Origin of the sequence: Moorella thermoacetica (assembly GCF_001267405.1) — a bacterium.
In the GTDB taxonomy this organism is placed as follows: domain Bacteria; phylum Bacillota; class DSM-521; order Neomoorellales; family Neomoorellaceae; genus Neomoorella; species Neomoorella thermoacetica.
The window spans coordinates 1515889-1532853 of the sequence record NZ_CP012369.1 but is presented as its reverse complement, the minus strand read 5'-3'; the positions used below and the strand labels follow the sequence as shown (position 1 = coordinate 1532853).

General features: G+C 54.9%; 16 protein-coding genes and 1 pseudogene. 14 read left to right on the top strand and 3 right to left on the bottom strand.

What is annotated here, in order from left to right:
• Positions 1-150 precede the first annotated feature (150 nt).
• The 4 genes from dsrA to MOTHE_RS07740 all read left to right on the top strand — a co-directional run bounded on the left by dsrA (position 151) and on the right by MOTHE_RS07740 (position 3765).
• Positions 151-1569, top strand: a complete 1419-nt coding sequence (dsrA, locus tag MOTHE_RS07755) for a dissimilatory-type sulfite reductase subunit alpha (RefSeq protein ID WP_011393107.1) — start codon at positions 151-153, stop codon at positions 1567-1569.
• A 12-nt stretch (positions 1570-1581) separates the two neighbouring features.
• The gene (gene dsrB / locus MOTHE_RS07750; protein ID WP_011393106.1) at positions 1582-2769 is read left to right on the top strand and encodes a dissimilatory-type sulfite reductase subunit beta; all 1188 of its coding nucleotides are present in this window, start codon (positions 1582-1584) and stop codon (positions 2767-2769) included.
• A 31-nt stretch (positions 2770-2800) separates the two neighbouring features.
• Complete coding sequence (locus tag MOTHE_RS07745) at positions 2801-3031, top strand: dissimilatory sulfite reductase D family protein (protein ID WP_025772944.1); 231 nt, start codon at positions 2801-2803, stop codon at positions 3029-3031.
• A 107-nt stretch (positions 3032-3138) separates the two neighbouring features.
• Complete coding sequence (locus tag MOTHE_RS07740) at positions 3139-3765, top strand: tetratricopeptide repeat protein (protein ID WP_011393104.1); 627 nt, start codon at positions 3139-3141, stop codon at positions 3763-3765.
• Here MOTHE_RS07740 and MOTHE_RS07735 read toward each other — a convergent pair.
• On the bottom strand, positions 3762-4904 hold the full coding sequence (locus MOTHE_RS07735; protein WP_162490065.1) for a DVU0298 family protein: 1143 nt from the start codon (positions 4902-4904) through the stop codon (positions 3762-3764). The two genes, MOTHE_RS07740 and MOTHE_RS07735, sit on opposite strands and share 4 nt — an antisense overlap.
• Before the next feature lie 25 nt (positions 4905-4929).
• Positions 4930-5175: an FmdB family zinc ribbon protein gene (locus MOTHE_RS07730; RefSeq protein WP_011393102.1), complete on the bottom strand. Its 246-nt coding sequence runs from the start codon at positions 5173-5175 to the stop codon at positions 4930-4932.
• A 207-nt stretch (positions 5176-5382) separates the two neighbouring features.
• Here MOTHE_RS07730 and MOTHE_RS07725 point away from each other — a divergent pair, with 207 nt between their 5' ends.
• From MOTHE_RS07725 to clcA, 10 genes and pseudogenes are all read left to right on the top strand, one after another.
• A complete protein-coding gene (locus MOTHE_RS07725) occupies positions 5383-6078 on the top strand; it encodes a GntR family transcriptional regulator (protein ID WP_011393101.1) in 696 nt (231 codons plus the stop codon).
• A 241-nt stretch (positions 6079-6319) separates the two neighbouring features.
• The gene (locus MOTHE_RS07720) at positions 6320-8512 is read left to right on the top strand and encodes a CDC48 family AAA ATPase (protein ID WP_053094875.1); all 2193 of its coding nucleotides are present in this window, start codon (positions 6320-6322) and stop codon (positions 8510-8512) included.
• 158 nt (positions 8513-8670) lie between these two features.
• On the top strand, positions 8671-8811 hold the full coding sequence (locus MOTHE_RS13695) for a hypothetical protein (protein WP_201776951.1): 141 nt from the start codon (positions 8671-8673) through the stop codon (positions 8809-8811).
• A gap of 12 nt (positions 8812-8823) precedes the next feature.
• Positions 8824-9618, top strand: a pseudogene (locus MOTHE_RS13900) (oxalate oxidoreductase subunit delta); the annotation flags it as partial.
• Between the two features lie 21 nt (positions 9619-9639).
• On the top strand, positions 9640-10827 hold the full coding sequence (locus MOTHE_RS07705) for an oxalate oxidoreductase subunit alpha (RefSeq protein ID WP_053094874.1): 1188 nt from the start codon (positions 9640-9642) through the stop codon (positions 10825-10827).
• 29 nt (positions 10828-10856) lie between these two features.
• Positions 10857-11801, top strand: coding sequence for an oxalate oxidoreductase subunit beta (locus tag MOTHE_RS07700; protein WP_011393097.1), 945 nt, complete (start codon positions 10857-10859; stop codon positions 11799-11801).
• A 247-nt stretch (positions 11802-12048) separates the two neighbouring features.
• Entirely contained in the window at positions 12049-12948 is a 900-nt protein-coding gene (locus MOTHE_RS07695) for an OFA family MFS transporter (protein WP_201776950.1), read from the top strand.
• 3 nt (positions 12949-12951) lie between these two features.
• Entirely contained in the window at positions 12952-13344 is a 393-nt protein-coding gene (locus MOTHE_RS13690; protein WP_201776949.1) for an MFS transporter, read from the top strand.
• A 72-nt stretch (positions 13345-13416) separates the two neighbouring features.
• Positions 13417-14358 carry an NAD-dependent epimerase/dehydratase family protein gene (locus MOTHE_RS07690; protein ID WP_011393095.1) on the top strand — a complete coding sequence of 314 codons (942 nt, stop codon included), beginning with the start codon at positions 13417-13419 and terminating at the stop codon, positions 14356-14358.
• A 78-nt stretch (positions 14359-14436) separates the two neighbouring features.
• Positions 14437-16056 (top strand): H(+)/Cl(-) exchange transporter ClcA, encoded by a 1620-nt coding sequence (clcA, locus tag MOTHE_RS07685; protein WP_011393094.1) that lies wholly within the window; start codon positions 14437-14439, stop codon positions 16054-16056.
• Positions 16057-16104: 48 nt separating this feature from the next.
• On the opposite strand, the gene MOTHE_RS07680 is transcribed toward clcA, so the two are convergent.
• Positions 16105-16926, bottom strand: a complete 822-nt coding sequence (locus MOTHE_RS07680; RefSeq protein WP_011393093.1) for a patatin-like phospholipase family protein — start codon at positions 16924-16926, stop codon at positions 16105-16107.
• Positions 16927-16965: the final 39 nt, after the last annotated feature.

Here is a 16965-nt window from a genome sequence, read left to right as displayed (position 1 = left end):
ACGTAAATTACCCTGCTAGGTTTCCAGTGCCCTGGCAACCAGAGGCTTTGCAATAACCCATCCCCTGGTAAAGGAGGCGAAGGGGCGGCTGTACATTAAAGTTGATTTTGGGGTTGGCCTTATACTCAACATATCAAGGGGGTATTGCTAATGGAGTTTAAGCCCAAGCGGCCGCAGAAGGACTTAAAGTACGACGAATTGCGCATTTATACCGACGAAGAATTGCATAACTACTCGGAAGAAGAACTAAAAAACTTTAAGCTCAAACACGACATTCCCGACCTGGACGAACTGGAAAAGGGACCGTGGCCCAGCTTTGTCGCCGATGCCAAGCGGGAAGCCCTGCATCGCAAGAAGCTCGCCGATGACCGGCTTATGATCGACAAGGACGTAGTTGACGATTTACTCGGACAGCTGCAATTATCCTTTGACGACGGAGAAACCCACTGGAAGCACGGCGGTATCGTCGGCGTCTTCGGTTACGGCGGCGGCGTCATCGGCCGGTACTCGGACGTTCCCGAAAAATTCCCTTCGGTGGCCCAATTCCATACCCTGCGGGTCAACCAACCGGCCAGCAAGTTCTATAAGACTGATTTCTTGCGGGCCCTGGCCGACCTGTGGGAGTACCGCGGCAGCGGTATGTTCAATCTGCATGGCTCCACCGGGGACATCATTCTCCTGGGAACCTCTACCGAACAGCTGGAACCTATCTTTTATGATCTGACCCACGAGCTGGATCAGGACCTTGGCGGGTCCGGTTCCAACCTGCGGACACCTTCCTGCTGCATCGGCAAGGCCAGGTGCGAGTTTGCCTGCATCGACACCCAGGATTTATGTTATGAGATAACCACCCACTACCAGGATGAGCTGCACCGCCCGGCCTTCCCCTACAAGTTTAAGATTAAGGTCGACGGTTGCCCCAACGGTTGCGTAGCTTCCATTGCCCGTTCTGACATGTCCCTCATTGGCACCTGGCGGGACGATATCCGCATTGACCAGGAGGCTGTACGGGCCTACATGGCCGGCGATATTGAACCCAACGGGGGCGCCCATAAGGGCCGCGATTGGGGCAAATTTGATATCCAGAAAGAGGTTATTGATCTCTGCCCGACTGGCTGTATGGCCCTGGAAGACGGCCAGCTGAAAATCAATAATAAAGAATGCAACCGCTGCATGCACTGCATCAACGTCATGCCGCGAGCCCTGAAACCGGGAAGGGATACCGGCGTCAGCGTCCTCTTCGGGGCCAAGGCACCCATCCTGGAGGGCGCCCAGCTGGCGGTATTAACAATACCCTTCATGAAGGCCGAAGCGCCCTACGATAATATTAAAGAGCTGGTTGAAAAGGTCTGGGATTGGTGGATGGAAGAGGGCAAAAACCGTGAGCGCCTGGGCGAACTGATCCAGCGCAAGGGTTTACCCAAGTTCCTGGAGGTTATCGGCGTACCGGCCGCACCCCAAATGGTTCGCCATCCCCGGACCAATCCTTATATCTTCTGGAAGGAAGAAGACGTACCCGGCGGCTGGAAACGCGATATCAACGAATACCGGCAGCGGCACAAGAGATAGGGGGTTATATATATGGCATTATCACAAGGGAGACTGGGTAAATACAACCCGGAGAAACCGACGGAAAACAGGATTACGGATATCGGTCCCAGGCACTTTTGGGATTTCTTCCCACCGGTTATCCAGAAAAACTACGGCAAGTGGGCTTATCATGACATCCTGGAACCCGGTATCATGGTCCATGTCTCCGAGACCGGGGACAAGGTCTTTACCGTGCGTTGCGGCGGCTCACGACTTATGACGGCGGAAAATATCCGGGAGATCTGCGACATTGCCGATAAATACTGCGATGGTTATGTGCGCTTTACCACCCGGAATAATATTGAATTCATGGTAACAAGTTATGAAAAAGTCCAGGAGTTGAAGAAAGACCTCCTGAGCCGGAAATACATCTCCGGGAGCTACAAATTTCCCATCGGCGGCACCGGCGCCGGGGTTACCAACATCGTTCATACCCAGGGCTATATCCATTGCCATACCCCGGCAACCGACGCTTCCTCCATGGTCAAGGCAGTCATGGATGAACTCATGGACTACTTCACCGGCATGACCCTGCCGGCCCACGTCCGGATTTCCATGGCCTGCTGCCTGAATATGTGCGGCGCCGTTCACTGCTCGGATATTGCCCTCCTGGGCATCCACAGGAAACCGCCGATTGTAGACGATAATATTGATTCCATTTGTGAAATACCCCTGGCCATTGCCGCCTGTCCCGTGGGTGCCATCTCGCCGGCCAAGACGGAAGACGGCCGGAAGTCGGTGAAGATCAAAGAAGATCGGTGCATGTTCTGCGGCAATTGCTATACCATGTGCCCGGCCCTGCCTCTGGCCGACAAGGAGGGCGACGGCGTGACCATCCTGGCCGGCGGCAAGATCTCCAACCGGATCAGCGAGCCCAAGTTCTCCAAGGTCATTGTTCCCTGGTTGCCCAACAACTTCCCCCGCTTCCCGGAAGTGGTGGCCACAGTTAAGAAGATCATCGAAGTCTATGCCGCCAATGCCCGCAAGTACGAGCGCATTGGTGACTGGGCGGAGAGAATCGGCTGGGAGAAGTTCTTCGAGCTGTGTGATTTGCCCTTTACCGAGCACCTCATTGATGATTACCGCCTGGCCTATGATACCTACCGGACCAGCACCCAGTTTAAATTCACCGGAAAAGCCTGGGAAGTTTCCAGGGCGGCAGGGGGTATCGACGACTAGACCTGCCTGAGATAAGGGGGTAACAATTATGATGGAAGATATCAAAGCAGCAATCCTGGATTTTGCCGCCAACAGCAAGAAGAGCAAGTTTTACTTCAAAGATCTGGAGAAGGCTGTCCAGGCCAAAATACCCGATGCCAAGGCACGGGAGATTAAGAAAGCCGCGACCGAGCTGGTCAATGAAGAGAAACTCATCTATTTCTCCACCGGCAGCACAACCATGTACGGTTTGAAGGGCCGGGGGATAACTGAAGACGAGTAAGCCGGTCCCTTTTAACCGTAAAAAGCCGGTATGAACAACAGGGAGGCAGCCAACTATAGCGAGGCGGCCTCCCTTTATCTTCAGCCCTGAACAGAAGGGTGGTTGGAATGCTGAAACCGCAGGACTTTGAGGATTTTATTGCCGAACAAAGAAAAATACTGGCGGGAAATCCGGGTTGCGCCAGCGCCCAGTATAACCTGGGGGTTTTCTATATGCAGCAGGGGAAATATCCCGAGGCCATCGCTGCCTTTGAAGAAGCCATCGCCAATGGCGGCCGTATGTTTGAAGCTTATGTCAACCTGGGATATATCTACTTCCAGCTGGGGGAGCTGGAGAAGGTAGTCGAGGCCAATAAACAGGCCGTTGCCATTGAACCCCGCTATGCCCGGGGCTACGCCAATCTGGGTTTTGCCTACGCCCAGATGGGAAAATCCGAGGAAGCCATCGCCGCCCTGGAGAAGGCCATTGAATTAAACCCCCGGATAGTTCAGGCCTGGAATAATTTAGCAAACGTCTATCTCCAGAAGGGCGACATAGAGAGGGCCGTTGCCACCGGCCGGAAGCTCCTGGAGATAGCCCCGGATTTTGCCCTGGGGCATAATAACCTGGCTTATGCTTATTATTTAAAGGGCGATTATGCCAGGGCCATTGAACATGTGGATCGGGCCAGGGAACTGGGTTTTACCCCCCACCCGGAATTTCTCAAGGAACTGGAACCCTATCGCCAGGCTTAAGCTCCCGCCAGCCGGTCCAGGGCTGCGGCGGCCAGTTCCCCCACCGTCTTTTCATCAATGGCGCCGTTATGATAGACGGCGACGACCTGCCGATCATCGAGAAGCCCTTTTAGATCCTCCCGGGCGGCCTCCGTTCTCAGGATGCCCAGGAGCCAGGCGGCATAACCCCTGGTTTCCGGGTCGGGGTCCCTGAGGAAGGTTAAAAAATGCAGGGCTGCCCGCTGTAAAAGCCCCGGTTTAACCCCGGCGATCCTGCCTAAGGCCCGCAGTACCCTGGGCCGGAGGATTTTATCTTCCAGGAAGGGATAGAGCTGAGGGATGTACCCGGCAAAGGTAGCTGGAGCGTTGGCGATAATTTCGCCCATGGCATCAACGGCGCCCCAGCTGGCGGCACCGGGATCGGAGACGGAGGCCAGGAGGCGCTGGAGTAGATTGGCAATGATCTCCGGCGCGCCGGTAGCATAGACGGCAGCAGCCCGGCCGAGAATGTCTGCCGCCTGCAGGCGTAGGAGGGCGTCACCCGAGCAGAGGAGGCGCTGGAGATCGCCGAGGACCCGCCTGTCCTGCCGGGCTATATCCACCAGAGTTTCAAGGTGATATCCCTTTACCAGTTGGGTAATCTCTTTTTTACTATATTTCCTGGCACCGGCAGGGTGGCAGTAGCCTGGCCTATCTGCCCCAGGGGTAGCGGCCTCCCTTAATTTCCTCTGCACTCCAGGCCCGGTTACTTCCCGGATATCTGCTTGCAACCGTACAAAATAGAGGGCCCCGGTCACCCTGCGGCCCTCATAAACTCCCTCCGGAACAATGAGGTGGCTATCATAATCGTAATGTTCCACCAGTCTTTCCAGGTAATCTTCTTCCGGTAACAATCCCCAGGCCAGGTCCCAATCCTGGTTACAACCGAAAACCAGGGCTTCAATAAAGGCGGCCCCCAGGTTATGGCCGGTGACGTCGCAGGCATAAACAGCACCGCAGGAACAGGAACCGACGGGCATCTCCCCCGGGCGGTGGGTCGCCAGTTCCCGCGGTTTAGCAATGGGCAAGCCGCAGAAAGGGCAAAGGGGTTTACTGACCGGTTCCCTGACTGGAGTTTGTTTTATGGGGTGGTGTTCCCTTAATTTTTTTTCATTTTCCATGGGGAATTGCTTTCGGCTCCTTTTTTTATTCATCCGGGCCTGGAATGTCCAGGGTCATGCAGTTACTCCCCGGACTGCAGGACTTGCTGATGAGTTTTGGCTTTGCCTCACTTTTACTCCCATGGGCGATAAAGTTAACCTTACTGATGACCCGTTCCAGGGAGGGGGATTGACATTCCGGGCAACTAAGTTCAACCTTTTCGTCCATAGTGGTAAATCGTTTTTCGAAAAGCTTACCGCAGTGGAGGCAACGAAATTCGTAGATGGGCATCGAGGTTTTTTCCTTTCTTTATTTTTACTTTACAGATTTATTGTAACAACAGGCGGGAATTGTGTCAAACAGTTATAGCGAAAAGTAGGTTGCAGGCATTTCACCCCTTGTAATTTGGTTAAAAATGTGCTAATTTTATGTTAAGGTATCCCATGTTACCCGGGCGACGGCTTTCTTTACAGCAATAGACGCGGGAGGGATCATACTATGGAAAGCCTGCTTGAACCTATCAACCTGGATAGCTATCAACCGGTGCGCCAGGAAGCCTACCAGGCCTTGCGGGAAGCCATCCTCACGGGTCGCTTGGAGCCCGGTACGCGCCTGGTGGAGCGCAAAATAGCCAGGCAGCTGGGTGTCAGCCGGACACCGGTGCGCGAGGCCATTCGCAAGCTGGAACTGGAAGGTCTGGTTGAGCACCATCCCCGGCGGGGGGTGGTGGTCGCCCGGATGTCTACCCGGGAAGCCTTTGAAGTCTACAGCATTCGGGCCGTTCTGGAGGGCCTGGCCGCCCGCCTGGCGGCAGAGCATATCAACCCCGTCCAGTTGCTCAGGTTAAACGAGATTGTCAGGGCGATGGAACAGGCCTGCGAGGAAGAGAACGAGGAACGGTTACAGGAATTGCACCAGGAGTTTAATGAAACAGTATGGACGGCAGCCGAGAGCCCGCGCCTGCACCAGATGATCAATAATCTGGCGGATTATATTGTCGGTTTTACCAGGGTGGGGTACAGTGTACCCGGCCGGGTACGGGCGGCAACCAGGGAGCACCGGGAACTCGTTGAGGCCCTGGCGCGTGGAGATGGCGAAAAAGCCGAGAAGCTAGCCCGGCAACATATTGAAAATTCCCGCCATGCCTATTTTGTCCAGGTGGCATTAAGGGATCAAAAAAATACCAACATTTAACGAAAAAGTTGCGTCCAACCAGCAGGAATTTTGATAGATACGTCGAACAATTTATAACAAGTTAACAAGGTATACCAAAAATCCGTTTGTGGAGCAAAATAAAAACAAGGTGCTAGAGCGAGGAAGATATTAAAGTTGCTATGCTAAGATGGGCTAAAGAGTATTAGAAAAAATCGTTTTTTTAATCTACGGATATGGTATACCGTATACCTGGCTTTGCTAATGAGAGGGGTTGTACCTGATGCCTGGGGATTTGGGTGTAAAACTCCGCGTGTGCGAGGGAATGGTTGAGGATGCCCGTAAAGGTATAGTACGGGTACTGACCCCGGTTATGGATGAATTGGGTTTAAAACCCAACGACGTCGTTGCTATTACCGGCAAGCGGACTACGGTAGCCAGGATAATGCCGGCTTTTCAAGACGGTTGTCCCCCGGGCAACATCCAGATGGACGGCCTCCAGCGCCAGAATGCCCAAGTCGGCATCGGCGAAGGAGTTACTCTATCTCCCGTGGAATGGGAAACAGCCAGGACGGTGGTTTTGGCGCCGGTCCTGCCCGGCTGGACCCTCGGCGGCGAGCATGAGATTGTACATTTAAAGAAGCACCTCATCGGCCGGGCGGTGGTACCGGGTGATCAGGTAACCATCCCTCAGTTTAGCGGTGGTGATGAGGCCTTTACCGTTGAAGGGGCTGCACCCCGGGGAGCGGTGGTAATCACTCGTGATACAGCTGTACGCTTTAAAGGCGGGGAAGCCACCGAAGGCCGGGGCCAGCGGGTCACCTATGAGGATATCGGCGGTCTGGCCAGGGAAGTCCAACGGGTCAGGGAAATTATCGAATTGCCCTTAAAATACCCACAACTCTTTCAAAGGTTGGGAGTAGAGGCTCCCAAGGGCATCTTGATGCACGGGGCACCCGGAACGGGTAAAACCCTTATTGCCCGGGCCGTAGCCTCGGAAACGGAAGCCCACTTTATCCACGTCAACGGCCCGGAGATAATGCATAAATACTACGGTGAAAGCGAGGCCCGCCTGCGCCAGGTTTTTGATGAGGCCCGCAGGAAGGCACCGAGTATTATCTTCCTGGATGAGATTGACGCCCTGGCTCCGCGCCGGGCCGACGTTCACGGCGACGTGGAAAAACGTGTTGTCGCCCAGTTGCTGGCCTTGATGGACGGGCTGGAATCCCGCGGCAACGTAATTGTGATAGCGGCCACTAATATACCCGACCTTGTCGATCCGGCCCTGCGCCGCCCGGGCCGTTTTGACCGGGAGATAGCCATCAACGTCCCGGATCAAAGGGGCCGGCGGGAGATCCTGCAGATCCATACCCGGGGCATGTCCCTGGCGGAGGACGTTTCCCTGGATCGCCTGGCAGCCATCACCCACGGCTTTGTCAGTGCTGATTTGGCCGCCCTCTGCCGGGAAGCCGGCATGTATGCCCTGCGACGGGCCCTTAAAAGCTTCCAGCTGGGCAACGAGCGTACGGAAGACCTGCAACTCCAGGTTACTATGCGAGACTTTCTCGATGCCCTGACGGAGGTCGAGCCTTCGGCCACCAGGGAGTTCGCCATGGAGATTCCTACGGCAACCTGGGAGGATATCGGTGGCCTGGAGAAGATTAAAGAACGACTGCAGGCTATGGTCGAGTGGCCCCTACGCTATCCAGAACTTTTCCAACAGTTTGGCCTGCAAACTCCCAAGGGCATTCTGCTCTCCGGTCCCCCCGGGACAGGTAAGACCCTGGTAGCTAAAGCCCTGGCCCGGGAGAGCGGGATTAATTTCATACCGGTTAACAGTTCCCTCCTCTTTTCCCACTGGTGGGGAGAGGCGGAGAAAACCCTACATGAGGTTTTTCGCAAGGCCCGCCAGGCCTCTCCCTGCCTGCTGTTTTTTGACGAACTGGACGCCCTGGTACCGGCCCGCAAAGCTGGCGAAGGTAGTAGCATTGGCAGCCGCCTGGTATCCCAGTTCCTGATGGAGTTAGATGGCCTGGAAGAATTGCGGGAGGTAATCGTCCTGGGAGCTACCAACCGTATTGATATGATTGACCCGGCCGTCCTGCGGCCCGGTCGCTTTGACCAGATTCTGGAGTTCCCGTATCCGGACCAGGCAGCCAGGAAAGAGATTTTCCAGATTTACCTGCGCAACCGGCCGGTTGACCCGGGCATTAACCTGGATAGTCTGGCCGGTGCGGCTGAAGGGCTGGTGGGGTCGGAGATTGAAGCCCTGTGCAAGCGAGCGGCCCTGCTGGCCGTATCTGAAGTGATTAACCATAAAGGTGCCGGAGCTTACATTAAAACGTGTCACCTGGAACAGGCCCTGGCCGAGATCCAGGCCGAAAAACAACAGGCACGGACCGGGGCGGAGAACCATACCCTGCGCCCCGTCTGGAATAATGTTGTCCCCGGAGCAATATCACAGGTGGGGAGGTGAGGCGACCGCAGGCGGATTAGAAATTGTGGCAGCACGCAGGTTAAAGTGACTGTCCCACAGCAACAGCGGGCCCTGCTAGCAGCGGTGGCCCGGAGGCTTCCGAAGAGTGGGAGCCGCGCAGATGGCAATCCTGGCTGGTAAGAAAGGAGGAAGGCTAATTGTCCACCAAAGATCTCTTTGCTGAACCCAATCTCAAGCAGATTACTGTGTGGGCCCGGGGCGTTGTCATGAACAAGGACGCCCGTGATATCGTGGTGGCCCTGACAGAAGCGGCTGCCAAAGAGGGTAAATATGTTTAGGCCTGGGAGAACTATGTTGACCTCCCCGACCGGATCTACGTCCCGGTAAGGGCCTATGCCCGCATCAGCAGCGATCCCATTGAAAGCAAATACATTTACGAGAATGAGACTCCCGACATTGTTGTTTTAGTTGAAGAATCCCTGATCAAAGGAGTGCCCATACTGAAGGGCATCCGTCCGGGTAGTACCCTGGTTGTAAATACCAAACGTTCCATAGATACTATCCTTGAGTTCCTGGGTGATACCGGCAATCTGGCCCAAATCGTAACGGTGGATGCCAACAGTATGGCCGAGGCTGTCATGACTTTGTCTGGCGCTGAAGGCGCTACTGACGCTACGGGTATTGGCGCCGGCATAGCGGCTCCCATTGCGGGTGCTGTTGTCAAGGCTACAGGTATAGTTGATGTTGAAAACCTCGCCGCTGTGGTCAAGAATCCCGCCGCCATGCGCCGGGGCTATGCGGAAGCCCAGGTGCGCCAGCTGCCGCCCCATGAAGCAGTTGAGGAAGCGGCCGTATCAGCGACTGAATTGTTGAGGCAAATGCCCTTTGCCGGGACGGTTCCCTCACCGGTAACGGAGAATGAGGGCATGGTAACCGGCAACTGGCGCATCCAAAGGCCCATTATCGACCGGGAAGCCTGTACCGAATGTTATACCTGCTGGATCTACTGCCCCGATTCCTGCATCACCAGGACCGAAGAAGGACCGGTATTTAATATGAAGTACTGCAAGGGCTGCGGCCTCTGTACGGCGGTCTGCCCCAGCGGCGCCCTGACTAATGTACCGGAACTTGACTTCAAAGATTAATTTAGCCAGGAGGTGAAAAACATGGGTAAAGTAAGGAATATCTCTGGATGTGTGGCGGTAGCACATGGTGTGCGGTTAGCCGATGTCGACGTTATCTGTTCCTATCCCATCCGGCCTTATACCGGTATCATGTCCGAGCTGGCACGGATGGTTGCCGACGGCGAGTTGGATGCCGAATTTGTCCATGGCGAAGGTGAACACGCCCAGTTGAGTGTCGTTTACGGCGCTTCGGCTGCCGGAGCACGGGTATTCACCGGTAGTTCCGGTGTCGGCGTAACCTATGCCATAGAAGTCTATTCACCTATCTCTGGTGAACGTTTACCGGTACAGATGGCCATTGCCGACCGGACCCTGGACCCGCCCGGTGACTTTGGTGAGGAACATACCGATGCCGAGTGTTGCCGGGACCAGGGCTGGATCCAGGGTTGGGCCTCCACTCCCCAGGAAGCCCTGGATAACACCTTGATTTACTACCGGGTAGGTGAAGACCAGCGGGTCTTGTTGCCCCAGTATGCCTACCTGGACGGGTACTTCGTCAGCCATATCCTAGGCCCGGTGGATATTCCCGACGAGGCCCAGGTGAAAGAGTTCCTGCCGCCTTACAAGAATCACCATGTCCTCGATCCCAGGAAGCTCCAGATTATCGGCCCTCAAATTGAGCCGGCCATGGGACCTCCCCTCCAATACCAGCGTTACCAGGCCGTTAAAGGCGTGCACAAGGTTCTAGAAGAGGCCTGTGACGAATTCGCCCGGATTTTCGGCCGCAAGTACGATCCCTACCTTGATGAATACCTGACTGACGATGCCGAGGTTATAATCTTCGGCCAGGGCGCCCACATGGAGACGGCTAAAGCGGTAGCCCGGCGCCTGCGCAACCTTGGTGAAAAGGTAGGAGTAGCGCGGCTACGTACCTTCCGGCCCTTCCCGACGGAACAAATTAAAGAGCGACTTTCTAAATTCAAGGCTATTGGTGTCCTCGATGTTTCGGCCAACTTCGGCATTTCCTGCAGCGGCGGCGTCCTCCTGTCCGAACTGCGGGCCGCCCTCTATGACTACGGCGACAAAGTAAAGACCGTAGGCTTTGTAGCCGGCCTAGGCGGCGAAGTCGTCACCCACGATGAGTTCTACCGCATGTTCCAGAAACTAAAGGAGATCGCCAAGACAGGTAAAGTCGAGCAGACCTCTTATTGGATCCCCTTTGAATTATAATGTTTTGCCTGGAAGGAGGGAAAGTACTAATGCTGGATCGGATTGCATCTATTAAAAAGGCACCTGATGAGGAATACTATGTTCCCGGGCATCGTACCTGTGCCGGCTGCGGCCCGGCCCTGACCTATCGCCTGGTGGCCAAAGCCGCCGGTCCCAACACCATCTTCATTGGTCCCACCGGCTGCATGTACGTGGCCAATACCAGCTACGGCTGCGGTCCCTGGCGGGTACCCTGGATCCATGCCCAGATCACCAATGGCGGCGCCGTGGCCTCCGGTATTGAGGCCGCCTATAAGGCTATGATCCGCAAGAAGAAGACCGACGCCGAGTTCCCGAACATTATCGTTATGGCCGGTGATGGCGGCGCCGTCGATATCGGCCTCCAGGCACTGTCGGCCATGCTCTATCGCGGTCATGACGTCCTCTTTATCTGCTACGATAACGAGTCCTATGCCAATACCGGTATTCAGACCTCCCCGACGACGCCCTACGGGGCTAATACGACTTTTACCCCGCCTGGTGAGGTGGTACCGGAGGGCAAGAAGCTCTTCCCGAAGGATAACCCCAAGGTTATCGCCCACGGTCACCCGGAACTGAAGTATGTCGCCACGGCCTCCATCGGCTGGCCGGTAGACCTGATGAACAAGGTCCGTAAGGGCTTAAACCAGGAAGGTCCGGCCTATATCCACATCCACGCTCCTTGCCCCAAGGGCTGGCAGTTCCCGGCCGACAAGACCATTGAAATGGCCAAATTGGCCGTCCAGACGGGCATGTTCCAGCTCTACGAATATGAGAATGGTGAGTATAAACTGTCGGTTAAAGTCGATAAACGGAAACCGGTCAGCGAGTACATGAAACTCCAGAAGCGGTTTGCTCACCTGAAGCCCGAGCATATCGCCAAGATGCAGGCCTTTGTCGACGCCCGCTGCGCTGAAGTAGGTATCACCGTGCCGGTAGTCGCTTCCAACGCTTAATTGAAATTCCCCTGCCCCCGGTTTGTTAAAACCGGGGGCAGGGGTGTGCATATTTCTAGTAATAATTATATAATTTGATCTAAAAAACGAGAATAGCACCAGTGGATGTCGTAATTTTTCATTACTTAATCGTTACAAAAGCCGGGCAATAGCCAATCTACCTCCCAAATATAGTCAGTAAATGCAAAAAAGATCGAAATAAATAACCTTAGGGGGTAAATTGCATTTAATTTGGGAGGTGCTTATAATGTCAATCCAGAACCCTGAGACCCCGTTCGGGCCCCGGGAAGTACCCAAACCTTTTTTCGAGAATAAATGGGTGCAATTGATTATTGCCATGATCGGCATGATCATGATTGCCAACCTCCAGTATGCCTGGACTCTCTTTGTGCCGGAAGTAGTAAAAGGTCTTAACTCAACGAAAGCTGCAGTCCAGATGGGGTTTTCCCTCTTTATCGCCTTTGAGAGCTGGGGCCAGCCTATTGCCGGATACTTCATGGATCGCTACAGCCCCCGGGCTTTGCTGACTGTAGCCGCCTTGATGATCGGTATTGGATGGGCCGGTATGGGATTAGTCAAATCCCTTGGTGCTTTGTATTTCTTATATAGTATGGCGGGTGTGGGTGCAGCCCTGATCTATAGCGGCTCCATTGCCTCGGGCGTGCGCTGGTTTGAGGCCTCCAAGAGGGGAATGGCCTCCGGACTGGTAGCTGCCGCTTTCGGTTCCGGGGCCGCCCTCTTTATCCCCTTTATCGCTATCATATTGAAAAAGCAGGGTTATAATTCAGCATTCGTAACTACAGGCGTTATCCAGGGAATTATCGCCTTGATTGCCACCCAGTTCATGCGTTTCCCTGCTAAACCTAAGACGAGTAGCTCCAGTACGGCGAAAGCCCAGGTTTCCGCCAGCCAGCGTGATTTTACTACAGTGGAAATGTTTAAAACAGCTCATTTCTGGATTATTTATTTAATGTTCTTGTTTATTTGTACCGGCGGCATGATTGTAACGGCCCAGACAAAACCCTTTGGTACGGAGGCGGGTATAGCTGCCAGCATCATTGTGACAGCAGCCACAATCAATACCATTGCCAATGGTACCGGGCGGATAATCTGGGGTATGATTTCCGACAAACTGGGGCGTTACTAGACAATGTTTGTGGCCTTTACCATTAACGCCATCGCCATGGCCCTGGTTCCTTTTATCGGCCATAACGCCTTTATGTTTGTCTTTATCTTTGCCCTGATTATGTTCACCTGGGGTGAACTATATTCCTTGTTCCCGGCCGTCAACGCCGATATTTTCGGAACTACCTACGCCGCAACAAATTATGGTTTCATTTACAGTGCCAAGGGTTTGAGCGGTATTGTTGGCGGCTTTGTGGCCGCCCTGGTGGCCCAGATGAGCGGCTGGACACCGGTATTTTTAACTGGTGCCGTAATGTCCCTGCTGGCCGGTTTGGGTGCCCTTTTATTGCGGAGTATTCCTAAACCAGTCCCCTCAGGGATTAAGAGCGGAAGCAGTGGTTTTTCCAGCCAGGCTTAATAATAAGTTGAGAGTTCCGCTATAAGCAGGGGTACCTGGTACCCCTGCTTATGCTAAAAGGAGGCATTAACCATGGAGCTTCTGATAACTGGCGGGTCTGGTGACGTCGGACGGTACCTGGTCCGGGATTTAGCCGGCCGCGGCCATCGGGTACGGGTCCTGGACCGGGCTCTACCTAACGGTGATGGCCTCCCTGTCAGCCAAGAGACTCTTTTTAAAGGCCAGCTGGAGGATAAGGAACTAGTAGTCAGGGCTGTTAAAGGGGTTGAAGCGGTAATTCACCTGGCCTGGAGCTTCAGCGACGACCCCCTGGAGGTTTTCGGCGGCGACCTGATTGGGCATATAAATCTCTTAACAGCGGCTACCAGGGCTGGGGTGAAGCACTTTATTTATGCCAGTACCGCTACAGTTTACGGCCGGGCTGCCGGGCATCCAGTTGTAGAAGAACATCCCTGCCTGGTGGGAGAAGCGCGTAAACCCCTTTATGCCCTGGGCAAGTTTGCCGCCGAGGAGCTGTGCCGTCAGTACTGCCGTGAACAGGGATTGCCGGTGACCATTTTCCGTTTCTGGTGGGCCTTTGGCGATGAGATTGGCGGTCGCCATTTGCGCAACCTCATACGGGCGGCCCTCAATGAGGAACCCATCAAGGTACCAGTCGCTGCCGGGGGCACCTTTGTCAGTATGGCTGACCTGGCTGCCGCCTGCCGGCTGGTCCTGGCGGGGGAAGGGGCTTGCGGCCAGGTCTATAACCTGGGCAGCCTGTATTTGACCTGGGAAGAGATCGCCAGCAAGATAATTGAACTTACCGGTTCCGCGGGGGAGCTACAACTGGTACCCCAGAATGAATGGACAGGACCGGCTTTCTTAAACGAAGTCTGGGATCTCAGCTGGGAAAAGGCGGCCCGGGAATTGGGCTATCGACCTACCCTCACCGTCGATGAGGGTCGGTTGGCCTTTACCAGGGCATTGCTTCGCTGTGTGGATAAAGTCCGAACGGAAATGGGGAAAAACTAGAAAAGCTTAACAAAAAGGTAGGGAGAGTGGTACAATGGAAAAGCGGGATTAAAAAAGGAGCATGTTGGGGTTACAGAAATGGCACGTGTGGAAACTGTACTGCAGGAGCATTCGGTACCAGAGGGTATACTATTAAGAAGATATAGTTACCTTCTTCGCTTTTTATGTACGGGAGCCCTGGCGGGAGCGGGCGCCGGACTGGTGGGCGCGGCCTTCAGGCTGGCCCTGACGGAAGGGGACTTATGGCGTAATAGCCTCTTGACATGGGCCAAGGGAATACCGCTGTGGGGCTGGCTGGCACTGCCGTTCCTGGGTGCCCTGGCGGGAGGCCTGGCCGGCTGGTTGACCAGCCTGGCGCCGGAAACAGCCGGGAGCGGTATCCCCCATGTGGAAGCAGTTTTAATTAACCTGCGCCGGTTGGTATGGTGGCGGGTCATACCTGTAAAATTTATAGCCGGGGCCCTGGCCATCGGGGCCGGGTTATCCCTGGGACCGGAAGGCCCGGCGGTCCAGATGGGGGCGGCCGCCGGCAAGGCGGTAAGTGACGGTTTTGGCCGCTCGAAAACCGAGGAACTGCACCTTATCGCCTGTGGTGCCGGGGCCGGCCTGGCAGCGGCCTTTAATGCCCCCCTGGCGGGAGTAGTCTTTGTTCTGGAAGAACTAAGACGCAACTTCTCTCCCTATGCCCTGGGTGGAGCCCTGGTAGCCTCCGTTGTGGCGGACATGGTATCCCGGCATATCCTGGGACCTTTACCTACTTTCCGGTTAATTGAAGCCTGGCCGGTATTACCATTAACTACCCTGCCGGTATTCCTGGTTTTAGGGGTGCTGGCGGGTATCCTGGGGGCCGTCTTTAACTGGTCCCTCTTAGCCAGTCTCGAACTGGGGGATAGATTAAACAGGTTCCCTCGCTGGTTGCGGGCCCTGCTGATCCTTTTTCTAGCAGGTATCCTGGGCTATTTTTTACCAGAGGTTCTGGGGGGCGGGCACCTGCTGGCGGAAGAAGCCCTGGCCGGAAAGGTCGCCTGGACCCTCATCCCCCTTCTCTTTGTGGTCAAGTTTCTCTTGACTATGATTAGTAACAGCGCCGGCGTTCCTGGGGGCATCTTTTTGCCCCTGCTGGTACTGGGGGCTCTATTGGGTTCCCTCGTGGGACAGGTAAGCGGGTTGCTAATCCCCGCCTTTCAAGGCATGGTCCCGGCTTTTGCCATGATCGGTATGGCTGCCTATTTTGTCGCCATTCTGCGCTTACCCCTCACTGGGGTAGTTTTAATAATCGAGATGACTGGCAGCTACCGGCATATAGTGTTGCTCCTCTTTACCTGTATGATTGCTTACCTGGTGGTAGAGACCCTGGGGAGCAGACCAGCCTATGAAATGCTGTTGGAGCGTGACCTGGCCAGGGCCAGGGTAGAGGCTGAACCATCTCCGGTTGGCAAGATGTTAATGCTGGACTTTGCCGTTGAGGCTGGCTCTGATGCCTGCGGTCGCCTGGTAAGGGACCTGGAACTGCCTCCGGATTGCCTGCTGGTTACTATCCGCCGCAAGGGCAGGGAAATAATTCCGCGTGGTAATACCAGCATTCAGGAAGGAGATCACCTGGCGGTGATTACCCCTGAAGAACGGGCGGCAGAAATCTGCCATGAATTATCAGGGGTAACCCGTTGTAAGTTCCAGCAGAAATTGCAACGATTCTGATGAATAATGTAAAAGGCCGGTAACATAGAGGGCAGGTACCGGCTTTTTCTAATGCCCCAGGAGCCGGCGAATTTTGGGTAGCTGTTTCCGGGTCTCTTCCATGCCGGCATTTACCAGGTTGCTAAACTGGCTTGCGTCCCAGAAACTTACAGGCTTTTTGATAGGTTCAAGGATCAGGTCGGCGTAGAGACGTAAGGTAAGAGAGGTGTTACGCCGACTGATAATGTCCAGGCTCTGGAGGAGAACCTCACCGGCGTGATGGAAATTCCGGTTGGATATACCGCAACCCAGGTCGACGGCGATAATTATTTCGGCACCCAGATAATGGGCGATGTCGGCCGGGACATTGTCCGTCAGGCCGCCATCCACCAGGAGACGGGAACCGATTCTGTAGGGGGCGAAGAGAGCCGGTATGGATATGCTAGCCCGGACAGCCTGCCAGGCGGGGACATCACCACCTATGACAAAGTCCGGCGGCAGAGGTTTAACAGGCCGGGCGCCAGTGTAAATAACGGTTTCGCCGGTGGTCAGATCACACGTCACGGCTGCGGTGGTGGGCTGCATTTCCGAGAGACGACGATTACCAATGGTTCGTTTTAGCATTCCTTCGATGGTACCACCGTTAAGTAAACCCAGGGGCAACCCGGTCAAGCGGTGATTTTCCAGGGCAAAGGCGTTTAGAAGGGGGAGATTGCTAATGGAACTAACGGCAGGCAGGAGACCGGCGCCATAGAGGGCGGCGGCGATGGAACCCGCACTGGTCCCGACTACGAGGTCGGGCTTCAGGCCGTTTTCCTCCAGGACGCGCAGGACGCCAAGGTGAGCTATTCCCTTTAGCCCCCCGCCTCCCAGGGCGAGGCCAAAACGCATAAAAGAAACCTCCTCGCAAGTGGCTTGCAGAGTATTATA